The 20641-nt window shown below is 45.5% G+C and carries 15 protein-coding genes; 13 read left to right on the top strand and 2 right to left on the bottom strand.

The features are described 5' to 3' along the window. Positions 1-82: 82 nt before the first annotated feature. The 13 genes from A2048_08430 (at position 83) to A2048_08370 (ending at position 18918) form a co-directional block, all read left to right on the top strand. Positions 83-2059, top strand: a complete 1977-nt coding sequence (locus A2048_08430) for a hypothetical protein (protein OGP07484.1) — start codon at positions 83-85, stop codon at positions 2057-2059. Positions 2060-2372: 313 nt separating this feature from the next. Continuing rightward, positions 2373-3203, top strand: a complete 831-nt coding sequence (locus A2048_08425) for a hypothetical protein (protein ID OGP07483.1) — start codon at positions 2373-2375, stop codon at positions 3201-3203. Positions 3204-3393: 190 nt separating this feature from the next. After that, positions 3394-4374: a hypothetical protein gene (locus A2048_08420; protein OGP07482.1), complete on the top strand. Its 981-nt coding sequence runs from the start codon at positions 3394-3396 to the stop codon at positions 4372-4374. 147 nt (positions 4375-4521) lie between these two features. Further along, entirely contained in the window at positions 4522-5286 is a 765-nt protein-coding gene (locus A2048_08415; GenBank protein ID OGP07481.1) for a hypothetical protein, read from the top strand. A 4-nt stretch (positions 5287-5290) separates the two neighbouring features. Continuing rightward, positions 5291-5893 carry a hypothetical protein gene (locus A2048_08410; protein ID OGP07480.1) on the top strand — a complete coding sequence of 201 codons (603 nt, stop codon included), beginning with the start codon at positions 5291-5293 and terminating at the stop codon, positions 5891-5893. Between the two features lie 46 nt (positions 5894-5939). Further along, on the top strand, positions 5940-7160 hold the full coding sequence (locus A2048_08405; GenBank protein ID OGP07479.1) for a hypothetical protein: 1221 nt from the start codon (positions 5940-5942) through the stop codon (positions 7158-7160). Next, positions 7147-8196 (top strand): hypothetical protein, encoded by a 1050-nt coding sequence (locus A2048_08400; GenBank protein ID OGP07478.1) that lies wholly within the window; start codon positions 7147-7149, stop codon positions 8194-8196. Before A2048_08405 ends, A2048_08400 begins: the two co-directional genes overlap by 14 nt. 203 nt (positions 8197-8399) lie before the next feature. Further along, entirely contained in the window at positions 8400-14201 is a 5802-nt protein-coding gene (locus A2048_08395) for a hypothetical protein (GenBank protein OGP07477.1), read from the top strand. Positions 14202-14420: 219 nt separating this feature from the next. After that, the gene (locus A2048_08390; GenBank protein OGP07476.1) at positions 14421-15647 is read left to right on the top strand and encodes a hypothetical protein; all 1227 of its coding nucleotides are present in this window, start codon (positions 14421-14423) and stop codon (positions 15645-15647) included. A gap of 122 nt (positions 15648-15769) precedes the next feature. Beyond that, positions 15770-15973: an exodeoxyribonuclease VII small subunit gene (locus tag A2048_08385; GenBank protein ID OGP07475.1), complete on the top strand. Its 204-nt coding sequence runs from the start codon at positions 15770-15772 to the stop codon at positions 15971-15973. Positions 15974-16054: 81 nt separating this feature from the next. Further along, entirely contained in the window at positions 16055-16942 is an 888-nt protein-coding gene (locus tag A2048_08380) for a hypothetical protein (GenBank protein ID OGP07474.1), read from the top strand. 108 nt (positions 16943-17050) lie between these two features. Beyond that, a complete protein-coding gene (locus tag A2048_08375; GenBank protein OGP07473.1) occupies positions 17051-17473 on the top strand; it encodes a secondary thiamine-phosphate synthase enzyme in 423 nt (140 codons plus the stop codon). 167 nt (positions 17474-17640) lie between these two features. Then, positions 17641-18918 (top strand): hypothetical protein, encoded by a 1278-nt coding sequence (locus A2048_08370; protein ID OGP07550.1) that lies wholly within the window; start codon positions 17641-17643, stop codon positions 18916-18918. Here A2048_08370 and A2048_08365 read toward each other — a convergent pair whose 3' ends face one another. Together A2048_08365 and A2048_08360 are read right to left on the bottom strand one after the other, a co-directional pair. After that, on the bottom strand, positions 18919-19701 hold the full coding sequence (locus tag A2048_08365; protein ID OGP07472.1) for a hypothetical protein: 783 nt from the start codon (positions 19699-19701) through the stop codon (positions 18919-18921). It lies immediately after the preceding gene. Positions 19702-19812: 111 nt separating this feature from the next. Next, positions 19813-20514, bottom strand: a complete 702-nt coding sequence (locus A2048_08360) for a hypothetical protein (GenBank protein ID OGP07471.1) — start codon at positions 20512-20514, stop codon at positions 19813-19815. Between the last annotated feature and the right edge of the window lie 127 nt (positions 20515-20641).

Below are 20641 nucleotides of genomic sequence, written 5' to 3'. Positions count from 1 at the left end.
TTGACAAGAACTTCTCGAACACAAAATCTGCAAGCAAGGGAATCCCTTTACAGTTGCCCCAAAACCCACTATCCAGCGGCGAATGAAATTTTTCTTTTTTCTCATTGGAATTTTTCTTTTTTGTTTATCTTTTATGACGTTTGCGAAGGAAACCAAGCTTGAGGAAGTGGTGGTGCATGGGGAAGAAGTGCAAGCCAGTGAAAAAAACGAGGTGTCGCATACGGTGATCTACGTGGATGGGTTAAAAAACCGTATAGAAACAGTCAGTGAGGTATTATCAAGGCAAGCCGGGGTTCGTATTCAACGATTTGGAGGATTGGAGTCGGCAACAAGCATTTCGATTCGAGGTTCCCAAGCCGATGAGGTGTTGGTTCTGTATGACGGCATCCCCTTAAATAGCGCGCTTGGGGGAGGGGTTGATTTAAGCCCTTTTGGATTGCAGGGGTTGGAAAAAATAGAGGTGTATCGGGGGTATTCACCGGCGGGTATGGGCTTTTTTCCTTCAGCGGGTGTGGTTTTATTAAAATCGCTCAACCTTTCAGCCAAGCCCCACGCTGAAGCCAGTGTCCAATATGGAAGTTTTAATACGGTGGGGAGCCATGCCCTTTTTTCCCAAAAGAAAAACAAATTTGGATTTTTGGTGGGGACTTCATTTTCAAAAACAGATGGGGATTTTACTTTTTTAGATGACAATGGCACCCCCATAAACAAAGCTGATGACCGCCGTGTTAAACGTGAAAATAATGAGTCTTTCACCCTGCACCCCTTGTTGAAGCTGGCTTACGATTTTGATGATAAAACCCACTTGGAATGGGTGGGACACATGATCCAAAAAGATTCCGGTATTGCCGGGATTTCATCCAACCAGGCTCAAAATACCTCTTTGTCCCACCGGGAATGGCTGTTTAACCTTGGATTAAAACGTTCCCACTTTTTTCATCCGAATCTGGCTTTTGAAAGCGCCACTTATTTGCGGGCCACCAAAGACCAGTTTACAGATGAGGATAATGAAATCGGTTTGGGTGGGGCCCAGGATAATGATGAGGACACCCTTTTATTTGGAGAAAAGTTTTTGTGGAAATGGGTATGGGAAAAAAATCACGTGTTCAAGCCCTTTGCCCTTTTCCAAACCGAAATATACAGGCCGGAAGATTTTCTGGCTTCCCCTTCCACAGGGCCCACCAGCAATCGTCGCCAGTTTAGTTTTGGTCTTTCCGATGAAATGGATTTTTGGGATCATCGCTTACTGATAAACCCTTCGGTATGGTCGGAAAACATGTTTAACCGCTTAAGTGGGGAGGACCCATCTTTAGCTGTTGTCGGGGCCGATAACAATGAGGTGCAAAACAAGGTTTCAGGAAGCTTGCGGGCCCAGGTTCAGGTTTTTCCCTCGTTGGATTTTGTGGCAGGGGTGGCACGGCAGTTTCGGTTCCCTTCCTTTACTGAATTGTTTGGGGATAGGGGGGCCCTTATCGGAAATACGTCCCTAAAACCCCAAAAGAATGTGAGTTGGGATGCGGGTTTTGAATTTTCTGGAGAAAAGGGTGTGTTGAAAAATTATTCTTTAGTGGCCACTTATTTTGACAGGCATGTGACGGACCTGATCCAGTTTTTACAAAGTGCCGGGTTTGCCCGCGCCGCGAATATTGGTAAATCACGCATTCAGGGGCTCGAAACAAGCCTGGCGACTACTTGGGGAAACCATGTAGGCATTTCAGGGCAATATACTTTTCAGGATGCCAAGGATCGGGGAACCAATAATGGAAAGTTTTTGCCCGGGCGCCCAGAACATGAATTGAATACCAATGTTGAGGTGTATAACAACAAAGGGAAGGTGTTTGTGTCTTCGAACTGGATTAGTTCCAATTATCTAGACCCCTTAAATACCCGAGTTGTGGATGAGAGGTTTTTAATCAATAGTGGTATTTCAGTAAAACCTCTGAAAAAGTGGACCCTTTCTTTTGAAGCCAAGAATATTTCTAATGAGCAAATAGTAGATGTTGTCGGATTCCCGTTACCGGGAAGGAGTTTTATGGGAAAAATCGAATTCTCCCAATAAAAAGGGTTAGGCAGTGGCTCTTTGTAAAGTGTGCCTGACCCTTTTTTTGGGTTTGGGTGCGGGGGATGGAGGAGGGGCGAAATAAAGGCCTAAGAGGGTGTTAACCACCAAGGCCACTCCCACTATTCCCGACCATATGTTCATTGCTAAGATCATTGTGTTCTCCTTTCTGAAACGGACCTTAATAGGAATAACGCATCGTGTCAATAGTCTGGTCGTTGAAAGAAGGAGATTTTTATAAAAATATAGTAAATTCAATTAGTTAAAATATATATTTTTAATAAAAAAAGAGTGAAATTTTGGATTGAAGCATATGAAAATAAGACATTTTTTTAAAAATCGTTCAAATTATTCGTTTTTATTGATTTTATTTATGTTTTTTAGTGTTTTACCTAATCAACTTAAAGCTCAAGATAAGATAGTTTCCTTAAAGCCTAATATCACTGAAATTTTGTTTAATTTGGGGGTAGGAAATGACGTCGTCGGGGTGACGACCTATTGCGATTATCCCCCTCAAGTCAAAAAAATTGAAAAAGTAGCGGATTATATCCATGTGGATGCCGAGAAGGTATTAAGGTTAAAGCCCACCTTGGTCATCGGTTCCAAAGAAAATTCCCTCCAGAGGGATGTTCAGTTTCTGAAAAAAATGGGGTTAAAAGTGGCGCTTTATTCATTCTCCAACCTGGATGAAATTGAAAAATCGATTCTCTCTTTGGGGGAATTGGTGCATCAAAAGGAAAAAGCGGCGTCTTTGGTGTTGGATATGAATCAAAAACTGGAAGCTTTGACTAAACTTCCCAAGCCGATTCATTCTTTTGTCGCTTTGGTGGGGCATGACCCCATGGTTGTGGTAGGAGGAGCTAATTTTCTAAGTGAAGCACTGGTACGTATTGGTTTTGAGAATGTTTTCAAGGATTCCCGAATTCCGTACCCGGTGGTGGGGTTAGAGGAGATTTTACGTCGAAACCCGGACATGATTTTGGATATGTCCATGGGTACGGAAAATGGGGCTTACCAATCATGGCAGGCTTATTCAATCTTAAAAGCAGTTCAACAAAAACATGTTTATCGTGTGGATGTTTCCGATTTACGACCGTCCCCGCGTCTTGTTGATGGGTTAGCTCGCCTGATGGATCAATTATAGGGGCTCGCGTATGCTCTCCATTCGCCTTTATCTGCCACTGGCAGCGGCTCATGGAGCCTTCCTCCATCGGCAAAGCCGCTGGAGCCTCCCCCTCACCGCCGCTGTGCGGCTGGTTGGATTGATTCCCTGCGGCTTGGCTCTCGGATCAAAGGTCCAGGGCTTGCCTTGGGATTCATATTATTGATTTAAAATGAAACTTTTAAGCAAAAAACGATGGTTTGTTTATCACTCTGTTTTGTTTTTTTTCCTGCTTGGGACTGTTTTTTTTGTAGCGACCCATGGTTTGTCTTTTTTGAATTTGAGTGATCCATCAAGCCTTGAGTCCGCCATTTTATGGCAGGCACGTCTGCCGCGTGTGTTGTTGGGTTTGTTTGTGGGGGCGGGCCTGGCAGTGAGTGGCACCACGTTTCAGTCGCTCTTGGCCAATCCCTTGGCCGATCCTTATATTTTAGGTGTTTCAGGAGGTGCCGCTTTGGGGGCCGTGGTGGCCATGGTTTTGGGAGCTAGTTCTCCCATGGTGGGGGTGTGTGGTTTTTTGGGAGCCCTTTTAGCTCTTGTGCTTGTTTACCGGCTGGCCCAGGTTGGCGGACGCTTACCTGCGCATACTCTTTTGCTAAGCGGGGTTATTTTCAATTCGTTTGCCTTTGCCCTGATTCTTCTTTTAAGTTCGCTTGCTTCATTTGAACAATCACACCAGATCCTTTTTTTGCTGATGGGAAATTTGGAAGGAGCTTCTTTAGAAGTAAGTTTGGGTGTGGGAGCCGTTGTTACGATTGCTGCCTTTTTTCTTTTTTGGATGAGTTATCGCATGAATCTGGTGGCCATGGGGGAAGATGTGGCGTGCCAGTTGGGGTTGAATGTGCACAGAACACGTATTTTGTTTTTTGTGCTGGCTTCACTTATTGTCGGGGCCTGTGTTTCTGTGGCGGGGTTGGTGGGGTTTGTGGGGCTTTTTGTTCCCCATGTGATGCGGCTTCTTTTTGGACAGGATCACCGTATGATTTTTTCGAGTTCCTTTTTGGCCGGTGGTTTGTTTGTTGTCTTAAGTGATTTTGTGGCCAAGTATTTATTTTCTTCAGGGGCATTGCAAAGCCAAGTGCCTGTTGGTGTCATTACGGCTTTATGTGGAGGGCCGTTTTTTGTTTATTTAATGAAAAGGAAATCGCTTTAATAGAAGCCATCATCAATACCACCATGGTTCGACGGGGCTCACCATGTCCAGTTAAGGACACCCTGAGCTTGTCCCGCGTACGGGATCCCGCTACGCGGTGATCGAAGGGTCACTCGTGACCGCCGAGATATTTTTAGAAAGTCCATCATGCTCGAATTAAAATCAGTCAGCTTTTCAATAAAAAACAAACAGATTTTGTCGGATATCGATTTCAAAATTGAAAAAGGGGATTTCGTTGGTTTGGTGGGCCCCAATGGTTCGGGGAAAACCACCCTGCTTAAAATTTTGAGCGGAGTCTTAAGCCATTATCAAGGCAGTGTGAATCTGGATCTTGTTCCCATTAAAGCTCTCAAACCCAAGGCTTTGGCCCAGTTTGTGGCCATGGTTCCCCAGGAAAACAATCTTCCCTATCCCTTTACCGCCTTGGAAATTGTGATGATGGGGCGGTTCCCCTACAAAAAAATGTTTGATTTTGATTCGACGGAAGATTTTCAGGTGGCACGAAGGGCCATGGAAAAGACCGATTGTTGGGCTTTGGCCCACAGAAACATCGACACATTGTCGGGGGGTGAAAAGCAGCGCCTATTTTTGGCAAGGGCCCTTGCCCAAAAAACAAAAATACTTTTGTTGGATGAACCAGCCAACCATCTCGACTTAAAACATCAGAAAGAGTTTTTTGCCTTATTAACCCAACTGAGTCGTGACGAAAAACTGACCATTATTTGTGTGGTGCACGATCTTAACCTGGCCAGTCTTCATTGCCAGAAAATGGCTTTTCTAAAAGAGGGAAGGCTTCTTTCTTTTGGCCCCACGTCCCAAATACTAAATCCAAAAACCATCAAAGGAGTTTTTGATGTGGGATGCCAGGAATTAAAAACCCCTGAAGGCCATTCGCAGTTTGTGTTTGTCTAAGACTATGAAACGGTTTTTGTATTTATCACTTCTGTTGCATGCTGTTATCCTGTCCCTTTTTTTGTGGAAGGTCAGAAATGATTCCCTTAAAAACTGGGGAGGTGGGCAAACAGGAACAACGCTCACATTAAATGTTGTTACCGTAAAAAATGATGAGGGAGTTACCACATCTCATGACAAAGGGGTTGCGTTGCCGGCTCGTTCTTTTGTAAAACCACAGAAACAAAAATCCCAAAGAGATGATCATTCCCGAAATACGAATGCAGGAAGTGGTTTAGGAAATTCTTTAACCCCTGAAGGGGGTGTGGGAAGTGGAGTGGATGGGAGTCATGGCACTGCAAGTTCTGATTTGCTCAACCTGATTTATCAACGTATTATGCGGGCACGTTTTTATCCCGAGGCTGCCAAAAGTATGGGGTTGGAGGGAACATCTACTGTGTCATTTGTTATGGATAAAGAGGGAAGGGTCACAAACTGGCATCTAGAAAAATCTTCCGGAGCGGCCCTGCTCGATGAAGAGGCGGGCCAAACATTAAAGCGCGCCCAACCTTTCCCGTATTACGCCGGGAAGATTGTGGTTCCCATCCGGTTTGATTTGGAAGAATAATTTTTTGTATAACTCCCCCTCACCCCCTCTTAATGTAAGAGGGGGAATGGGGGGCGTTATTTTTTTTATGAAGTTCCCAAAGTTTTTAGAACAACTCATCTTAACCCACATCAAGACCAACTATGGAGCCAAGGGGTTTAAAGGCCCGTGGACGGATAAGGATTTAAAATATTTTATTCGTGGGGCTGCCGAACTTTCATATGCGTTTACCCAGGATAAGCGATCGATTCCCAAAAATTATTTGAATCATCCCGTTTATCGGTCCGGTTATCTGCTTTATTTTCTACCCGCCAATATTTTAAAAATAAGTTCAATCTTAGAGCAGCTTCCCATTGACCAATGGCCTGACAAAACGGTTCGTATTTTGGATGTGGGCTCTGGTCCGGGCACGAGCATGCTTGGATTCATGGCTTTTCAGGAAAATATGTGTACGGACAGGTCACGACCTGTCCCTACGTTTGAATTCACTCTTATAGATCAGAGCGCCTCTATTCTCAATGAGGCCAAGATTTTTCATGATGCTTATGCCTCGTATTTAAAAGCAAAGAATCCGGCTTATCAATCGACTTGTCGCACTTATGCGGGTGATCTGCGTTCGGCAAGGACGGGACGTTTTTTGCCGCGAGAGAAATTCCATTTTATTGTCATGAGTAATTTTCTGAATGAATGTGGGGAACGCAACCAAAAAGTGGAAGCCGTTTTGCCCTTGGCAGAAAATTATCTGGATGAAAACGGTTTTTTGCTGCTTGTTGAGCCGGCTTTACGAAAAACCTCGCGCGATCTTCAATACATTCGAGACGAATTAGTGGTAAACCGGAAATTGTTCCATGTTTATGCCCCCTGTTTGCATGATGAAATTTGTCCTTTAAACCAAATTAATCACCGTGATTGGTGCCATTTTTATTTTTCGTGGGATTGCCCTGAATTTATTGAAAAAGCCGATCGCCTGTTGGGGCATAAAAAAGAATGGTTGAAGGCGTCCTATCTTCTCTTGGGACGAAAACCCCGGCTTAAGAAACCGCATATGCATGACTGGCGTGTGATCAGCAACCGGATTATCAGCCGTGGCAAGAAGGAACTTGTTTTGTGTGGCCCGAAAGGGCGCTATCATGCGCGGCTTCTTGACAAAAATGTTACTTCCGGGAATAAAAATTTTGATTTTGTTCGAAGGGGGGACCTTATCCATTTAAAAGTTCCTTCCAAGGCGGGTTTTGATATCGATGGTTTTTTTGATTTAACCAAGGAGGATAAAATTGAAAAAGCTTAAATTCTTGTTTTTAATTGACCCCATCGAAAGTTTAAACAACAAAATCGAGACGACTTTTTTTCTGATGAAAGAAGTTTGCCGACGAGGGCACGCTTGCTTTATCGCGACATTGCCGGAATTGTTTGCCGAAAAGGATCAGCTCTTTGTTTTGGCCACGGCCATTGAAGTCAGATTCAAGAAAAATTTTCTCTACCAGTTAAAAAAATCCAGCAAGACGGTTGTGTGCGATTTCGATGTTGTTTTGTTGCGCAAGGATCCACCGGTGGATGTGCGTTACATTGATCATTTGACGATGTTGGAAGGGATGTGTAGCCATAACATGGTTCGACCACCGCGTAGCGGGGTCCCGTGTGCGGGAGAGCCTCACCATGTCCATGGTAAGCAGAGTGGACATCCTGAGCTCCGTCGAAGGATCACTCGGCCCATTTTTATCAATTCCCCCTCCGGCATCAAACGGGCCAGTGAGAAACTGTTTCCTCTTTCCATTCCAGGCATCAGCCCTCCGTCGCTGGTCAGTTCTCATAAAGAAGTTTTGCTTTCTTTTTTAAATCTTCATAAACATGTGGTGGTTAAGCCTTTGGATAGTTTTGGAGGCGAGGGAATTTTCGTTTTGCGCCACACGGATGAAGACAGGAAAAGTCTTCTTGAAATGGGTACGAGTGGTTTCAAGAATTATGTGCTGATGCAACAATTTATTCCTGAAGCCAAAAAAGGGGACAAGAGAATCATGTTGTGGAATGGAGAAGTGCTGGGCTCCTTTATACGTGTGGCCGGCAAAGAAGATTTCAGGTGCAATTTACATAGCGGCGGGCATTTTGAAGCCTACAAAGTGACAAAACGGGATCATGAAATTGTGCAAACCATCAAGCCCCATCTTTTGAAACTGGGCCTGTATTTTGTGGGGCTGGATATCATCGGAAACTATGTCACTGAAATAAACTCAACCTCCCCCATGGGGATTCATGCGATAAATCAGCTTGAGAATTCTCAAATTGAAAAAAATATTCTCAATTCTATTGAAACCCTGGTGGACTAAAATTTTAGAGATGCCCAAAATATTCTCTCGATAATACTTGAATTGATTGGCTTAAAGCCTTAACTTTGCTTATGTTTTTTGTTTTTTGGGGCTTTTACAAAAAAAATGACGCAAATCTCAATGATTACAAGTTTTTAGGCGCCTTGGCATTTGAATTGCTTTATACTTATTACATTCATGAATGAAGAGAAATTGAACTTGTTATGATTTCTAAAGCTTTTAAAATTTTACTCGGTGTATTGATGGTTTTTTGCTTGTCAAGTTCCCACTCCTTTGCCTCGCAGAAACGGAATCTTTTTATTAATCGGAATGATCTTCGAATAGAAGACAACACCCGCAATCTTCAACATCATTACTGGCATAAAAAATATCCGGAAACGGGAGCCAATTTCCGGCCTGCTCAAAACAAAATTCTTTATCTTAAACAAAGGCCCACCTGCTTTGTGGGGAACGTTGAACAACCCAACAGGCCAACGATGCAAGTTTTTATGTTGAACTTGGGGGATGGTGATCCGGCAACATCTCCTGAAGATATTCAATTGACTAAAACGTGTGGGGATAAATTAGATCCGAGCTGGGGTATTTTTTACAATGCTAACCAGCTAAAATTTTCATTGGGTGCGCTACCACCCGCACGGCCTCAATTTACCATCGCGAGCCCCACCTGGGTGATCTTGTTTACCCAAACGGCTGTGCCCCCATTAAATGGGCCTCCACCACCCGTACATACTTATATTACGATGAAACCGGTGGGGCCAATTTTAACAGAGCTTGGCATTAACGCTTTTTTTGGTATTCGTGGGAATGATAATGAAATTCCCTTAACCGATCCAAATGTGGGTGCTACTTACAATTACCGTAAACCGCAAATGTCTTTTGAAGATGACCCAACAAGCGACATAGGCCGTGTCGTTGCGGTGCAATCCATTGATGTCCAACCAGGTGGGCAACTCGTTGTCCTTCCTGTTGATCCAGGACATGTTCATTTCAATCTTATCCAACAGAACGTAGTCACCACTCATTTCGCCGGAGACTGTGATGCCCAATTACGTCAAGGCCGATTCGACAATCCGCAATGGGTTCCTGAAAGTAAGTGGAATATTGTATTTCAGGTGACAGGTTTGAATGTTGACCTTAACCAACAAATGGCAAATTGGCAAATTGGCATCCTTTCGGCTTTGCAAGGAAGCCCGTGCAATGATCCTTCCACTTTCAAATGGTTGACAGGAGCGATCGTTGACCGAAACACAAATCACACTTGGCCCCAGCCAAGCCCCACCAAACTGTTAACGGTGAATGAGGGGGGTGATATCACTTCCACTTATCATGGTGTTTTGTTTTCCCGCCATGGCAAGGATAATAACGGAAATATTGTTGAAACTATTGGGGGGCTTACCTTTCACATTGGGAGTGACGGGATTATCAAAAGCGCGGCCCGACAAAAGGTGTTTGCTTTCAATCAACCCGAAGGAGATAAGGTTTTTGTCAAAAGGACGAGCCCTGCGTGGAATCCCAAGATGACGCAACCCCCGGCGATAGAGGCCGCCCAAAACGATAAGCCTGCCATCGAAACCCCCAATTACCGCATTGCCTATCAACGCGAAGTAACAAATGATGATGATCAGGATTTTTGGCAAATTTATGGTGCCGAAATCAATATGGACTTTGAGGAAGTGCCAAACAGGGCGGCCGGCGGATTCTTGATTCCCAAAATAAAATTTCTTTTTGCCAAATTAGGGTTGTATTGGAATGAAATAAAAAACCGCTGGGGATTTTCCAAAAATAGCTTTGCTCAAAACTTGCCTGGTGGTGATCCCATTATTATTCCAGTGGATGGTGGTTTGGATTTAGGATGTGTGGGTCGAGCCTGTGTTATTGCCCGGTTTGAACCACGGTTTGATGAAACTCCTTGGACCACCTGCCCCACGGATAAATTTTGGCCAGAATTTGCCAATTCGGGTTTGGGCGTGGCGGAGGGTGGTGTGCCGGATTTGGCTTATGGGGAACGGTTTTTAAATCTTGGGCAGGCAAGGCCTGTAGCCGATGCCGCTGGCCCTAACCTAGATGACGATATCCTTCCTGTTTTTATTCCAGGCATCGACCACCAAATTTCCCATCTTTTTGAATTGCCCGAGCCCGTTGAACAAGCGGATCCTCCTTGGGATTGCATTGACCAAGCCGCCCCTCCATGCCGCCCTGCTGACCAGGTAATTATCAATCCCCTAGTCCAAGGTGTTCGTCCGCAAGACCATTGGATGAATCCCAATCCCAATGATCCTCTTGCCGATCCCAACTCTGCCTTGGAAGATTTTGATAGGGATAATTTAAACAATGCCTGTGACTTATGTCCTTACGATGCCGATGTGGCAAATATAGATGGGCGTATAGGTATTGATGGAGATCAGAACGGCCGTGATGGTTGGGGGGATCGTTGTGATAATTGTCCCTTGGTTATCAATATTAATCAGCTTGATGTCGATGATGATAATATCGGAGATGCTTGTGATAACTGCAAATTTGTTCCTAATCCAGACCAAAAAGATGAGGATGTTAATGCTCAACGTCAGCTAGCTCCTGATGGAGAAGGAAATGCCTGTGATTTGTGCCCGAAGGACACAAATATTCAAACAGCCAATGCGGATGATAATAATAATGGAGATCCCGATGATGACAACGACGGGGTTGGGGATAAATGCGATAATTGTTCCATGGTGGCCAACGCTGATCAAGCTGATGCGGATGGGGATGGAGTTGGGGACGCTTGTGACAACTGCCGTGCCTTGGCAAATCCCGACCAGGCCGATGCCGATCTCGATGGGCGGGGGGATGCTTGTGACCCAGCGCTTTGTGGGGAAGATCCCAATGGCACAAATCCTATTAGTGAAATTTTTGGAGTAAATAGGCAGCTGCCTTTTGATGTGGTTGTTCCCCGATTAGATTTTGATTGCGATGGAAGGGCCAATGCTTGTGATCTTTGCCCTTTAGGCAATCTTCGTCGTCCGGTAAATCCAGGGGATCCAATTTATCAATCCGATCGTCGAAATGAGGGATGCGTAGAAATAAACCCTCCCCGTGAGGTAGACGTTTTCTTGCGCGCTTCAGATCCCGGGGACGGGGGCGATGGGGTTGCCGATGCTTGTGATAATTGTCCGCGGATTCGCAATCCCAACCAAGCTGATGGAGATAGAGATAGCATAGGAGATGTTTGCGATAATTGTTCAGATGTTTTTAATCCCAATCAGGGTGACCGTGATGGTGATGGAGATGGGGATGCTTGTGATAATTGCCCTGCTTTAGCCAATGCAAATCAGGCTGATGGGGATGGCGATGGTGTAGGGGATGGTTGCGACAATTGCCCTGCTTTGGGCAACCCTGATCAAGCTGACAGGGATCAAGATCGCATAGGAGATGCCTGTGACAATTGCCCTGGTGTGCATAACCAGGACCAAGCGGATGCAGATCGTGATGGACGAGGGGATGTTTGTGAAAATGATTGCGGTATGCCCAATGGTCCTCCAGTCTTAGTTGGGCATGCAGGAGAGTGGAACCGGCAAAATCCTAGCCAAGATACAGACGGGGATGGTCTTGCCGATGGGTGCGACAATTGTGTGAATGCCCCTAATCCTGGCCAAGAGAATGCTGATTTTCAAAATGGGGATATATGGGGGGATGCCTGCGATCTATGCCCTAACGATGCCCGTAACAATGCGGCTCCTTTGGCGGATGCGGATAGGGATCAGGTAGGGAATATCTGTGATAGATGCCCTGGCAGGAATGACAATGATGATGCTGATGACGATGGAGTTCCCGATGGTTGTGATAACTGTGAAGCGGTGCCAAATCCTTTGCAAGAAGATCCCGATAGGGATGGTTTTGGAAATCTTTGTGATTTATGCCCTGATCAAAACAATAATCTCGCTAATAATGGATTGCGTATCGATGCTGATCGGAATGGTAACCCTGACAATGATAACGATGGTCTGGGAGATTCGTGTGACTTATGCCCCAACCAGGATAACCGCAACAGACCCATTGATAGCAATGGCAATGGAAATCCGGATGACGATGGTGATGGCTTGGGCGACTCTTGCGATTTATGTATAGCGGGTCCCGATGGTATGGACCGAGATGGGGATGACGTGGCGGATGCCTGCGATAATTGCCCCGCTGCTGCCAACCCCGATCAAGCCGATGCTGATGCCGATGGTGTTGGGGATGCCTGTGATAACTGCCGGGAAGTGCCAAACCCCGATCAGGCTGATGGTGCGCCAAATGGGGGCGAACCCGATGGAATAGGGGAGGCCTGTGATAACTGTCCGGGAGTCCCCAACCACGAGCAGCTTGATAATGATGGCGATGGAAGGGGAAATCGATGTGACAATTGTCCTGAAATCCCCAACCCGAATCAGTCTGATATTGATCGTGATGGTCTAGGGGATGCTTGTGATCCTCAAGAATGTCGGGATGTTCCTGCTGAGCAAAGACCCGGAAATTTGAGAAGAGGGAACAATCCTTTTAATAATCCCGGGCCCAATATGGATGTAGATCTTGATGGTATCCAAGATGCCTGCGATTTCTGCCCCAATCGCCCCGGGCTTCAAGTGATCGACATCGATGCGGATGGTCGTTTGGATAACGACAATGACGGTTGGGGCGATGCCTGTGACAATTGCCCGAATGTGGCCAATCCCGATCAAGCCAATGATGATGGAGATGCTTTTGGAAATGTTTGTGACGATTGTCCCGCAGGCAGGGTCATTATTAATCCTGCTTTACCCCAACAAGATGGGGATGGGGATGGTTTTGGTGAGGCCTGTGATATTTGCCCGGGAGTGAATAATCCTGCCCAAAATCAAGCCGATGTGCGGCCACGGCTAGCTCCTAATGGCATTCCCGATGAATGCGAGCGGGTTATTGAGTGTGGAGATCCGGGTGTGGAGCAGTTTGATGAACGTCGAAATGGTCAGTTCCCAGAAGAAAATGAAGATGATGATAGTGACGGCCTTGCCGATGCCTGTGACCTATGTCCGGGGAAAAATTTTGATCTTGTGGGAGGAGAAAACGCCAATGCGGATGCTGATGGCGATGGGTGGGGCGATGCCTGCGACAATTGCCGGGAAGTGGCCAATATAAATCAACAAGATGATGATATGGATGGTATAGGAAATGCCTGTGATTTATGCCCAGGGGAAGAGCCGGAGGTTGATCAGGTTTTCATTGAGAGAGCAGGTGAAAATGCTTTGCAAAGAGAGGAAAGAATAAGACAAGAAAATGAAGCTAATCCTCGTAGGGTAAGAAGAGATTTGGGGCAAATACAAGATTTAGATGGCGATGGACGTGGCGATGCCTGTGACAATTGCGTTGTCCCCAACCCCGATCAAGCCGATGAAGATGGCGATGGTGTGGGCGATGCCTGTGATGTGGATGAAATATGTGAAGGGCTGGGAATACCCGTGCAGCAAGGGCGACCCGTGATGTTGGGTGGTAATGGCTTACCTTTGGATGGCGATAATGATTTAATTCCTGATGTTTGTGACATTTGTCCGGGATCCAATGATGGTATCCGTGATGCTATGGGCAACATCATTCCCATGGACCAACGTGGGCGTGTCGATGATGTTGATAACGATTTGGTCAAGGATGCCTGTGATAATTGTGTGAACATTCCCAACTGGCCGCAAATCGATATGGATGGCGATAAAGTGGGCGATGCGTGTGATAACTGTATTGCGGTGGCTAATTTTGATCAGCTAGACGTCGATGGCGATGGTTTTGGTGATATGTGTGATAACTGTGATGAAGTGGCCAATCCCGATCAGGTTGATGGGGATGGGGATGGAAGTGGGGATGTGTGTGACAAGGAGCCAGATTTTAATCCGGACCCTGAAGTTATCGGAAACCGGGCCGGTTGCATGGCCCCTTACCTGGCCGCGGGACTATCGCAAGATGAGGCCTTTGAAAAATGTGCGAAGATGAGGGGGAGTGGGTGCTCGTTGCAGCGGTAGAATTTCTATCTCCGATATCCCCCTTAAAAAAAGGGGGATTAAGGGGGATTTGATCCCGCATTATTCCCGTATTGTTCCCTGTTTTCGCTCGGGAACGGGAACAAATCCCCCCTGCCCCCCTTTTTTTCAGCCAAAGGACTGATCCGTCCTTCGGCGGAAAAGGGGGATGAAATACGGGGACTTGATTCTCATCTCTTCTTCAGTGTAACAAGTTCTCCAATGACTACTGTTTCCTTTTCTTATTCAGAATCCCGAAAAGTTTTCACCGTTTCCGAAGTCACGCGCGATATTCGCGGGCTTTTGGAAGATAGTTTTTCATCGGTCTGGATTTCGGGTGAAATTTCAAACTGTAAGGTGGCCGCTTCCGGCCACATCTATTTTACTTTAAAAGATGAAACGGCACAGTTGTCTGCCGTGATGTTTAAAGGGTTTTCCCAGAAACTTCTTTTTCAATTGGAAAACGGTTTGGAAGTGATTGTTCACGGACGCATCTCGGTTTACGAACTCCGTGGGCAATACCAGATTATCGTTGATTATGCCGAACCCAAGGGCTTGGGGGCGTTGCAGCTGGCCTTTGATCAGCTTAAGAAAAAACTTGAGGTCGAAGGCCTGTTTGACCAATCACGAAAAAGGCCCATTCCTTTTTTCCCTTCAAAGGTAGGCATTATCACTTCTTCAAAGGGAGCTGTTTTACACGATATTAAAAATGTGATCGGACGCCGGTTTTCAAACATGGATCTGGTTGTTTACCCTGTTCTGGTGCAGGGGGAGGGCGCCAAGGAAGAGATTGTCACAGCCATTGAATGGATGAACACGCGCGATGATATTGATGTGCTTATTGTCGGGCGGGGTGGGGGTTCGATGGAAGATTTGTGGGCTTTTAATGAAGAATGTGTTGTGCGGGCCATTTTTAATTCGCGTATTCCGGTTATTTCGGCGGTGGGGCATGAAACCGATTTTACCCTGGCTGATTTTGTTGCCGATTTGCGTGCGCCCACGCCATCGGCGGCCGCTGAACTTGCTGTGCCGGAAAAAGAAGGCCTGTTTTTAAATGTGCAGCAGGCAAAATCGTCCCTGATTTTTGCTATGGGGCAGATTTTAAAAATTCATGAAGAAAAAACCAATTTTCTTAAAAAACAACTCAAAGATCCAGTGCGTCTCCTTGAAGATTATCGCTTAAAGCTGGATGATCTTCAGGGGCATCTAAAACTTTTAGTCGATCATTTGCTTGTGATTAAGGGGCATCATTTAAGGGAAATAGAACTTAAACTAGATGCGCTTTCTCCCTTGGCTCCTTTGCGGCGTGGGTATGGTTTGGTCTTTTCTGAATCGGGAAGTATGATCAAATCCGTTTCTCAGGCAAAACAGGATGATGAATTAAGGGTCAAACTATTTGATGGAGAATTGATCGCGCGTGTTCTTCCCCCTTTACAAAAGGGGGATTGAGGGGGATTTTTCCCGGGCCCGTATGAAAGCGGGATCAAATCCCCCTGTGTCCCCCTTTTTCAAAGGGGGAAAGGACAATTTTTCATTGAACCTTTCCCAAAAACGTATAAATAACACTCTCCATGTCTAAATCCAAAAACATGAAATTTGAGCAGGCCCTGACAGACCTTGAAAAGCTGATCGAAAAACTGGAACAGGGGGAACTTGGCTTGGATGAATCCCTGGCCTCTTTTGAAGAAGGGATGAAATTAGTGCGTTTTTGTGAGCAGAAATTAAATGAGGCCCAAGGGAAGGTGGAGATGATGATGAAAGAAAATAAAGGGTGATGCCATTTCATGGTTCGACGGGGCTCACCATGTTCAAAACGGCCCATCTGGACATGGTGAGCCCCGTCGAACCATGTATTTATGTTTGACCTTAAACAATACTTTCAAGAATGCGTTCAGCTTGTGGATACGGCCTTGTCTGATTTCCTTCCCTCCAAGGAAACTTATCCTGAAAAATTACACGAGGCCATGCGCTATAGTTTGTTTGCCGGCGGCAAACGCATTCGCCCCATTTTATGTCTGGCGGCTTCTGAGTCTTGCGGAGGGGGGCGACGTGAAGTTTTGCCGGTGGCTTGTGCTTTGGAGATGATCCACACTTTTTCTCTCATTCATGACGATCTGCCGTCCATGGATGATGACGATTTAAGGCGCGGGGTTTCCACCAATCACAAAGTTTTTGGGGAGGCCATTGCCATTTTGGCGGGGGATGGCTTGGTGACCCAAGCCTTTGTCGTGCTGGGCAAGCTCAAGGATTCTTACCGTGATCCCAAGCATGTTTTGGAAGTCATCACCGATATCGCCCTGGCCACGGGGTCGTTGGGCATGGTGGGGGGACAGGTCGTTGACATGATTTCTGAAGGGAAAAAAATCACCATTGATGAATTGAGGCGTCTGCATTTACTTAAAACGGGGCGTTTGATTTCCGTTTCAGTTACCAGTGGCGCCAAGCTTGTGTGTGAGGATGCGGGACGTTTGAACGCTCTTGAACGTTATGGAGCCGCTATCGGCCTTGCTTTTCAAATAGCCGATGACATCCTGGATATCGAAGGGGGCGAGGAAATAGGAAAAGACATTGGTAGTGATGTCGAAAATGATAAGGCCACCTATCCTTCCTTGCTTGGCTTGGAGGATGCCAAACTCGAGGCAAAAAAAGTGTGCCAGGAAGCCATTGAGTGCCTGCAAAACTTTGGCTCCGAAGCCGATGCCCTGCGGGCTATTGCCCAGTATATTGTGGAGAGGAAGAAATGAATAAGCGTTGATTGTTTTAAGAAGGTCATCCCCGAAAGTTTTTGTCGGGGATCCATGGCCCCCCGATAAAATCACTCGGGGGTGACAGTTTCTAGAGGTAACTAATAAGTGTTTCAACATTATTCCATCCAACTTAAAACCACCGAACCCATCCAGATCATCGACATCACTGATCAAGTCAAAGATCTTTGCAAACAGAGTAAAATTCAGGATGGATTGGTTCTTGTGGCCAGTTCCCACACCACGGCGGGGGTTCGCATTAATGAGAAATGCGAAAAGCTTGAAGCCGATCTCAAAAAATTTTTGACGGATTTGGTTCCACCCGGTGCCAGCTATCAACACAATCACGAAACCCTTGATGGGCGTAATAATGCGCATAGTCATTTGCTGGCCTATCTTATGGGGAGTCGGGAAACAGTGGCTATTGAAAAGGGGCAATTAAGGCTTGGAGGGTGGCAGAGTGTATTTTTTGTAGAGTTGGATGGGCCGCGATCTTTGCGAAATATAGAAATCACAATTGTTGGAGAATAAGTTATAAAAAAGAGGATGAGTTATGGGTTATGAGTTATGAGAAAAACGGGGCCATGAATCTGTGAACTCATAACTCATAACTCATAACTCATAACTCATAACTCATAACTCATAACTCATTCATGCTTTTTTCAAACGACATTCCTGGTTTTTTTGCCGAAGGTGATTTGGCCCAAATTGGGCTTAAGGCGCATCCGTCCGTTCCGGAAGATTATCTTCTTATCGACTATGAACTTGAAACCAATCTTGATCCAAAACTAACCCTGGCATCCCTATGTAGCGAGCAAAGTACCGCCCAATGGGTTCGTCCCGGGAAACAGGAGGATTTAAGGGGGAAATTTGGGGCCAAATGTGTTGCTTATGAAGTGAGTGGTGAATCAAACAAGCCCCTCTATGCCTGGCCCTGGGTGGCCGGAAATAAATTCATTCGTTTAAAAGCGCGCATCGCCCATCCCCTGATCAATTTTGGGCCCCATATCCCCAATCTTTTAAGTGCTGTTGCCGGAGAAGGGGCTTTTTATTGCCCCGGCGTGACTTGTTTAAGAATAACCAATCTTCATTTCCCTTCTTCTTTTTTGAAGCTTTTTGAAGGCCCCCAATTTGGTCTTTCGGGGATACGGGAAAAATTGAAAGTTTTTGACCGCCCTATTTTTGTAGGAGTGGTTAAGCCCAATATTGGACTGGATTCCCAGGATTTTTCCGATACGGCTTATGCAAGTTTTTTGGGAGGGCTTGATATTGCCAAAGACGATGAAATGCTGGCCAACCCACCTGCTTCTTCTTTTGAAGAACGTATTAAAAAATCGGCGCTTGCTGCCCGAAAAGCCGAACGGATCACGGGTAAAAATAAAATGTATCTGGCCAATATTACCGATGAAATAGATGAAATGATGGGCTTGGTCCAAAAGGCCACCTTGTTAGGGGCGGATATGGTGATGGTGAATGCTTTTTTTACGGGGATGAGTGGCTTGCGTCATGTGCGCAGGCATTGCAAACTTCCCATCATGAGCCATTTTACCGGGATGGCCCTTTATGATCGTGTGCTTTTTTTTGGAATGGATGGTGTGGTTACAACAAAACTCCAACGTCTTCTAGGTGCTGATATTATTGGTTTGCCTGGTTTTGGAGAGAGAATGCAAACAACCGATGAACAGGTGTTAAAAAATATGGAAGCCTGTCTTGAAAGCATGGGAAATATAAAGCCATCCCTTCCTATTCCAGGCGGAAGTGATTGGGCCGGAACATTGCCAAAACTTTTTGAAAAAATCGGGCATACAGATTTTGGTTTTATTGCCGGAAGGGGTGTTTTTAATCATCCCGATGGTCCGGAAGGGGGTGCTAAGAGCCTTAATGAAGCCTGGGAAGCCATTTCACAAAAGATTTCTTTGGAAAAATATGCCGAAACACATCCCGCTTTGGGTAAAGCGTTGAAGATGTTTGGATGACTACAATTTCCCCGCCGCCTCTTTCACCTCATCAATTTTCTGAGTTTGTTCCTTAAGGCTTCCTGAAGTGATGTTGAGCTGATTTTTAAGTTGGGCATTTTCTTCCTGCAGTTTCAGATTTTCTTCTTTTAATTTCTTGTTTTCATCTTCAAGGGCCTGCACTTTTTGGTCAATTTCATAAATGGCACTGGTTAAAGGACCTTGTTGGGGGGTGGGTTGTTGAATCTTTTTTTCATCCGTATTGGGAATATTATCGGGAACCAGGGGGGCTTGCTTGATTTGTTCCGGCTTTGGACTGGGGCGAAACACATCATTATATATACTGTAGCCAATATAGCCCAGATAGGTGGCCGCCAATAAAATGCTTAACAAGGAAAAAATCTTTCTTTTGGAATCGAGTACGCTCATGGTTTTGGAAATGGCAAAGAGAGCTGCCGGGATCAGCCACAGCCAAAGCGGGAAAAGGGCGATGTTTGAAAGCAGAATAATACCCCCGGCAACAATGGCTAATAATGCAAGTATATTGATGCGGTGTTTGTTGTTTTCAGAAACGATGGCAAAGGGATCCAAAAAAAGAATAAGCCCAAGCTCAAGTAAAACTACAGCCAGCAAGGTAAAGAGGGGAATTGTGTTCCATAAGATTCCGTAGAGACCGATATGGATAAAGCTGATACCGATAAGAGTGACGGTCTTTTTATAGGGTGCAAAAAAATGCGGAGCCAAAGGGTAAATAAAAGCAATGCCCGCCAGGATGAAAAGGGTAAATGTAATTTGTGGATTCATGAGGTTGGATCTTAAACGAACATAGACTGGGAAGCCAGAAGATTTGTTGGTAGGAACATTGTAGTGACAGGTCCTGCCTGAGGCAGGCACGGCGCGACTGGTTACTACCGTTTATTCAGGGATATATAAAAGGCGATGACAGCGGGGGCAGACAATGAGTTTTTCAAGCCGTTGAAGTTCAATGTAAATCTGGGGTGGTATTTTGGTGTAACATTCAAGGCAAAATCCGTTTTCTGCCTTGGCGAGAGCCGGGCTTATCTTTGACTTGATGCTTTTATAACGGCTCAAAATTTGTGCCTCAGTCGTTTGTTCTGTTGAAACTTTGATATTCTGTTTTTCGGCGATCTGGCTTTCAAGATTATTCAGTTCGTTGTTTTTTTCGTTAATTTCTGCTTCAAGACGTTCTTTTGATTCGAGGGCTGTTTTTTCAACTTCGGCGATTTTGGTTTTTGCTTCTTCAATTTGGGCGGCAAGTGATTTTATTTCTTCTTCAAGAGAGTTTACATTTTTTTTGGCCTGGGTGACTTCCTTGAGAGCCGCGTGATATTCCTTGTTTGTCTTGATTTCCTTTGTTTTGGACTCGCGTGATTGGATCCAGTCGTTTTTTTCAAGCAGATCGAGTTCCTTCTGTTTTTTCTGTTGTTCCAGTTTGGCAATGGCCCCACTCTGATTTTCAAGAAGGGATGTGGTTGTGGCTATTTCTTTTTTCAGTTCGTTGATGATGCGGGGAAGTTCTTCGCGTTGTTCGATAAGCGCATCAATGGCTTCATCGCTTAAGGCTAGTTCGATCAATTTGGATATCTGTGTTTTCACGTTTCCTCCATCATTTAAAGAGCCAATCCCCTAACAGCCCATCTGCTTCTTGTAAAGCAAATACTCGTGGGGAGCGTTGCTCGTGAGGATTGCTCGTTGCTCGTGAGGAACTCGCTTGTGAGAACGT

This window comes from Deltaproteobacteria bacterium GWA2_45_12, assembly GCA_001797365.1.
In the GTDB taxonomy this organism is placed as follows: domain Bacteria; phylum UBA10199; class UBA10199; order UBA10199; family UBA10199; genus UBA10199.
The sequence above is the reverse complement of the archived record's forward strand: the minus strand, read 5'-3'. Positions and strand labels throughout refer to the sequence as shown.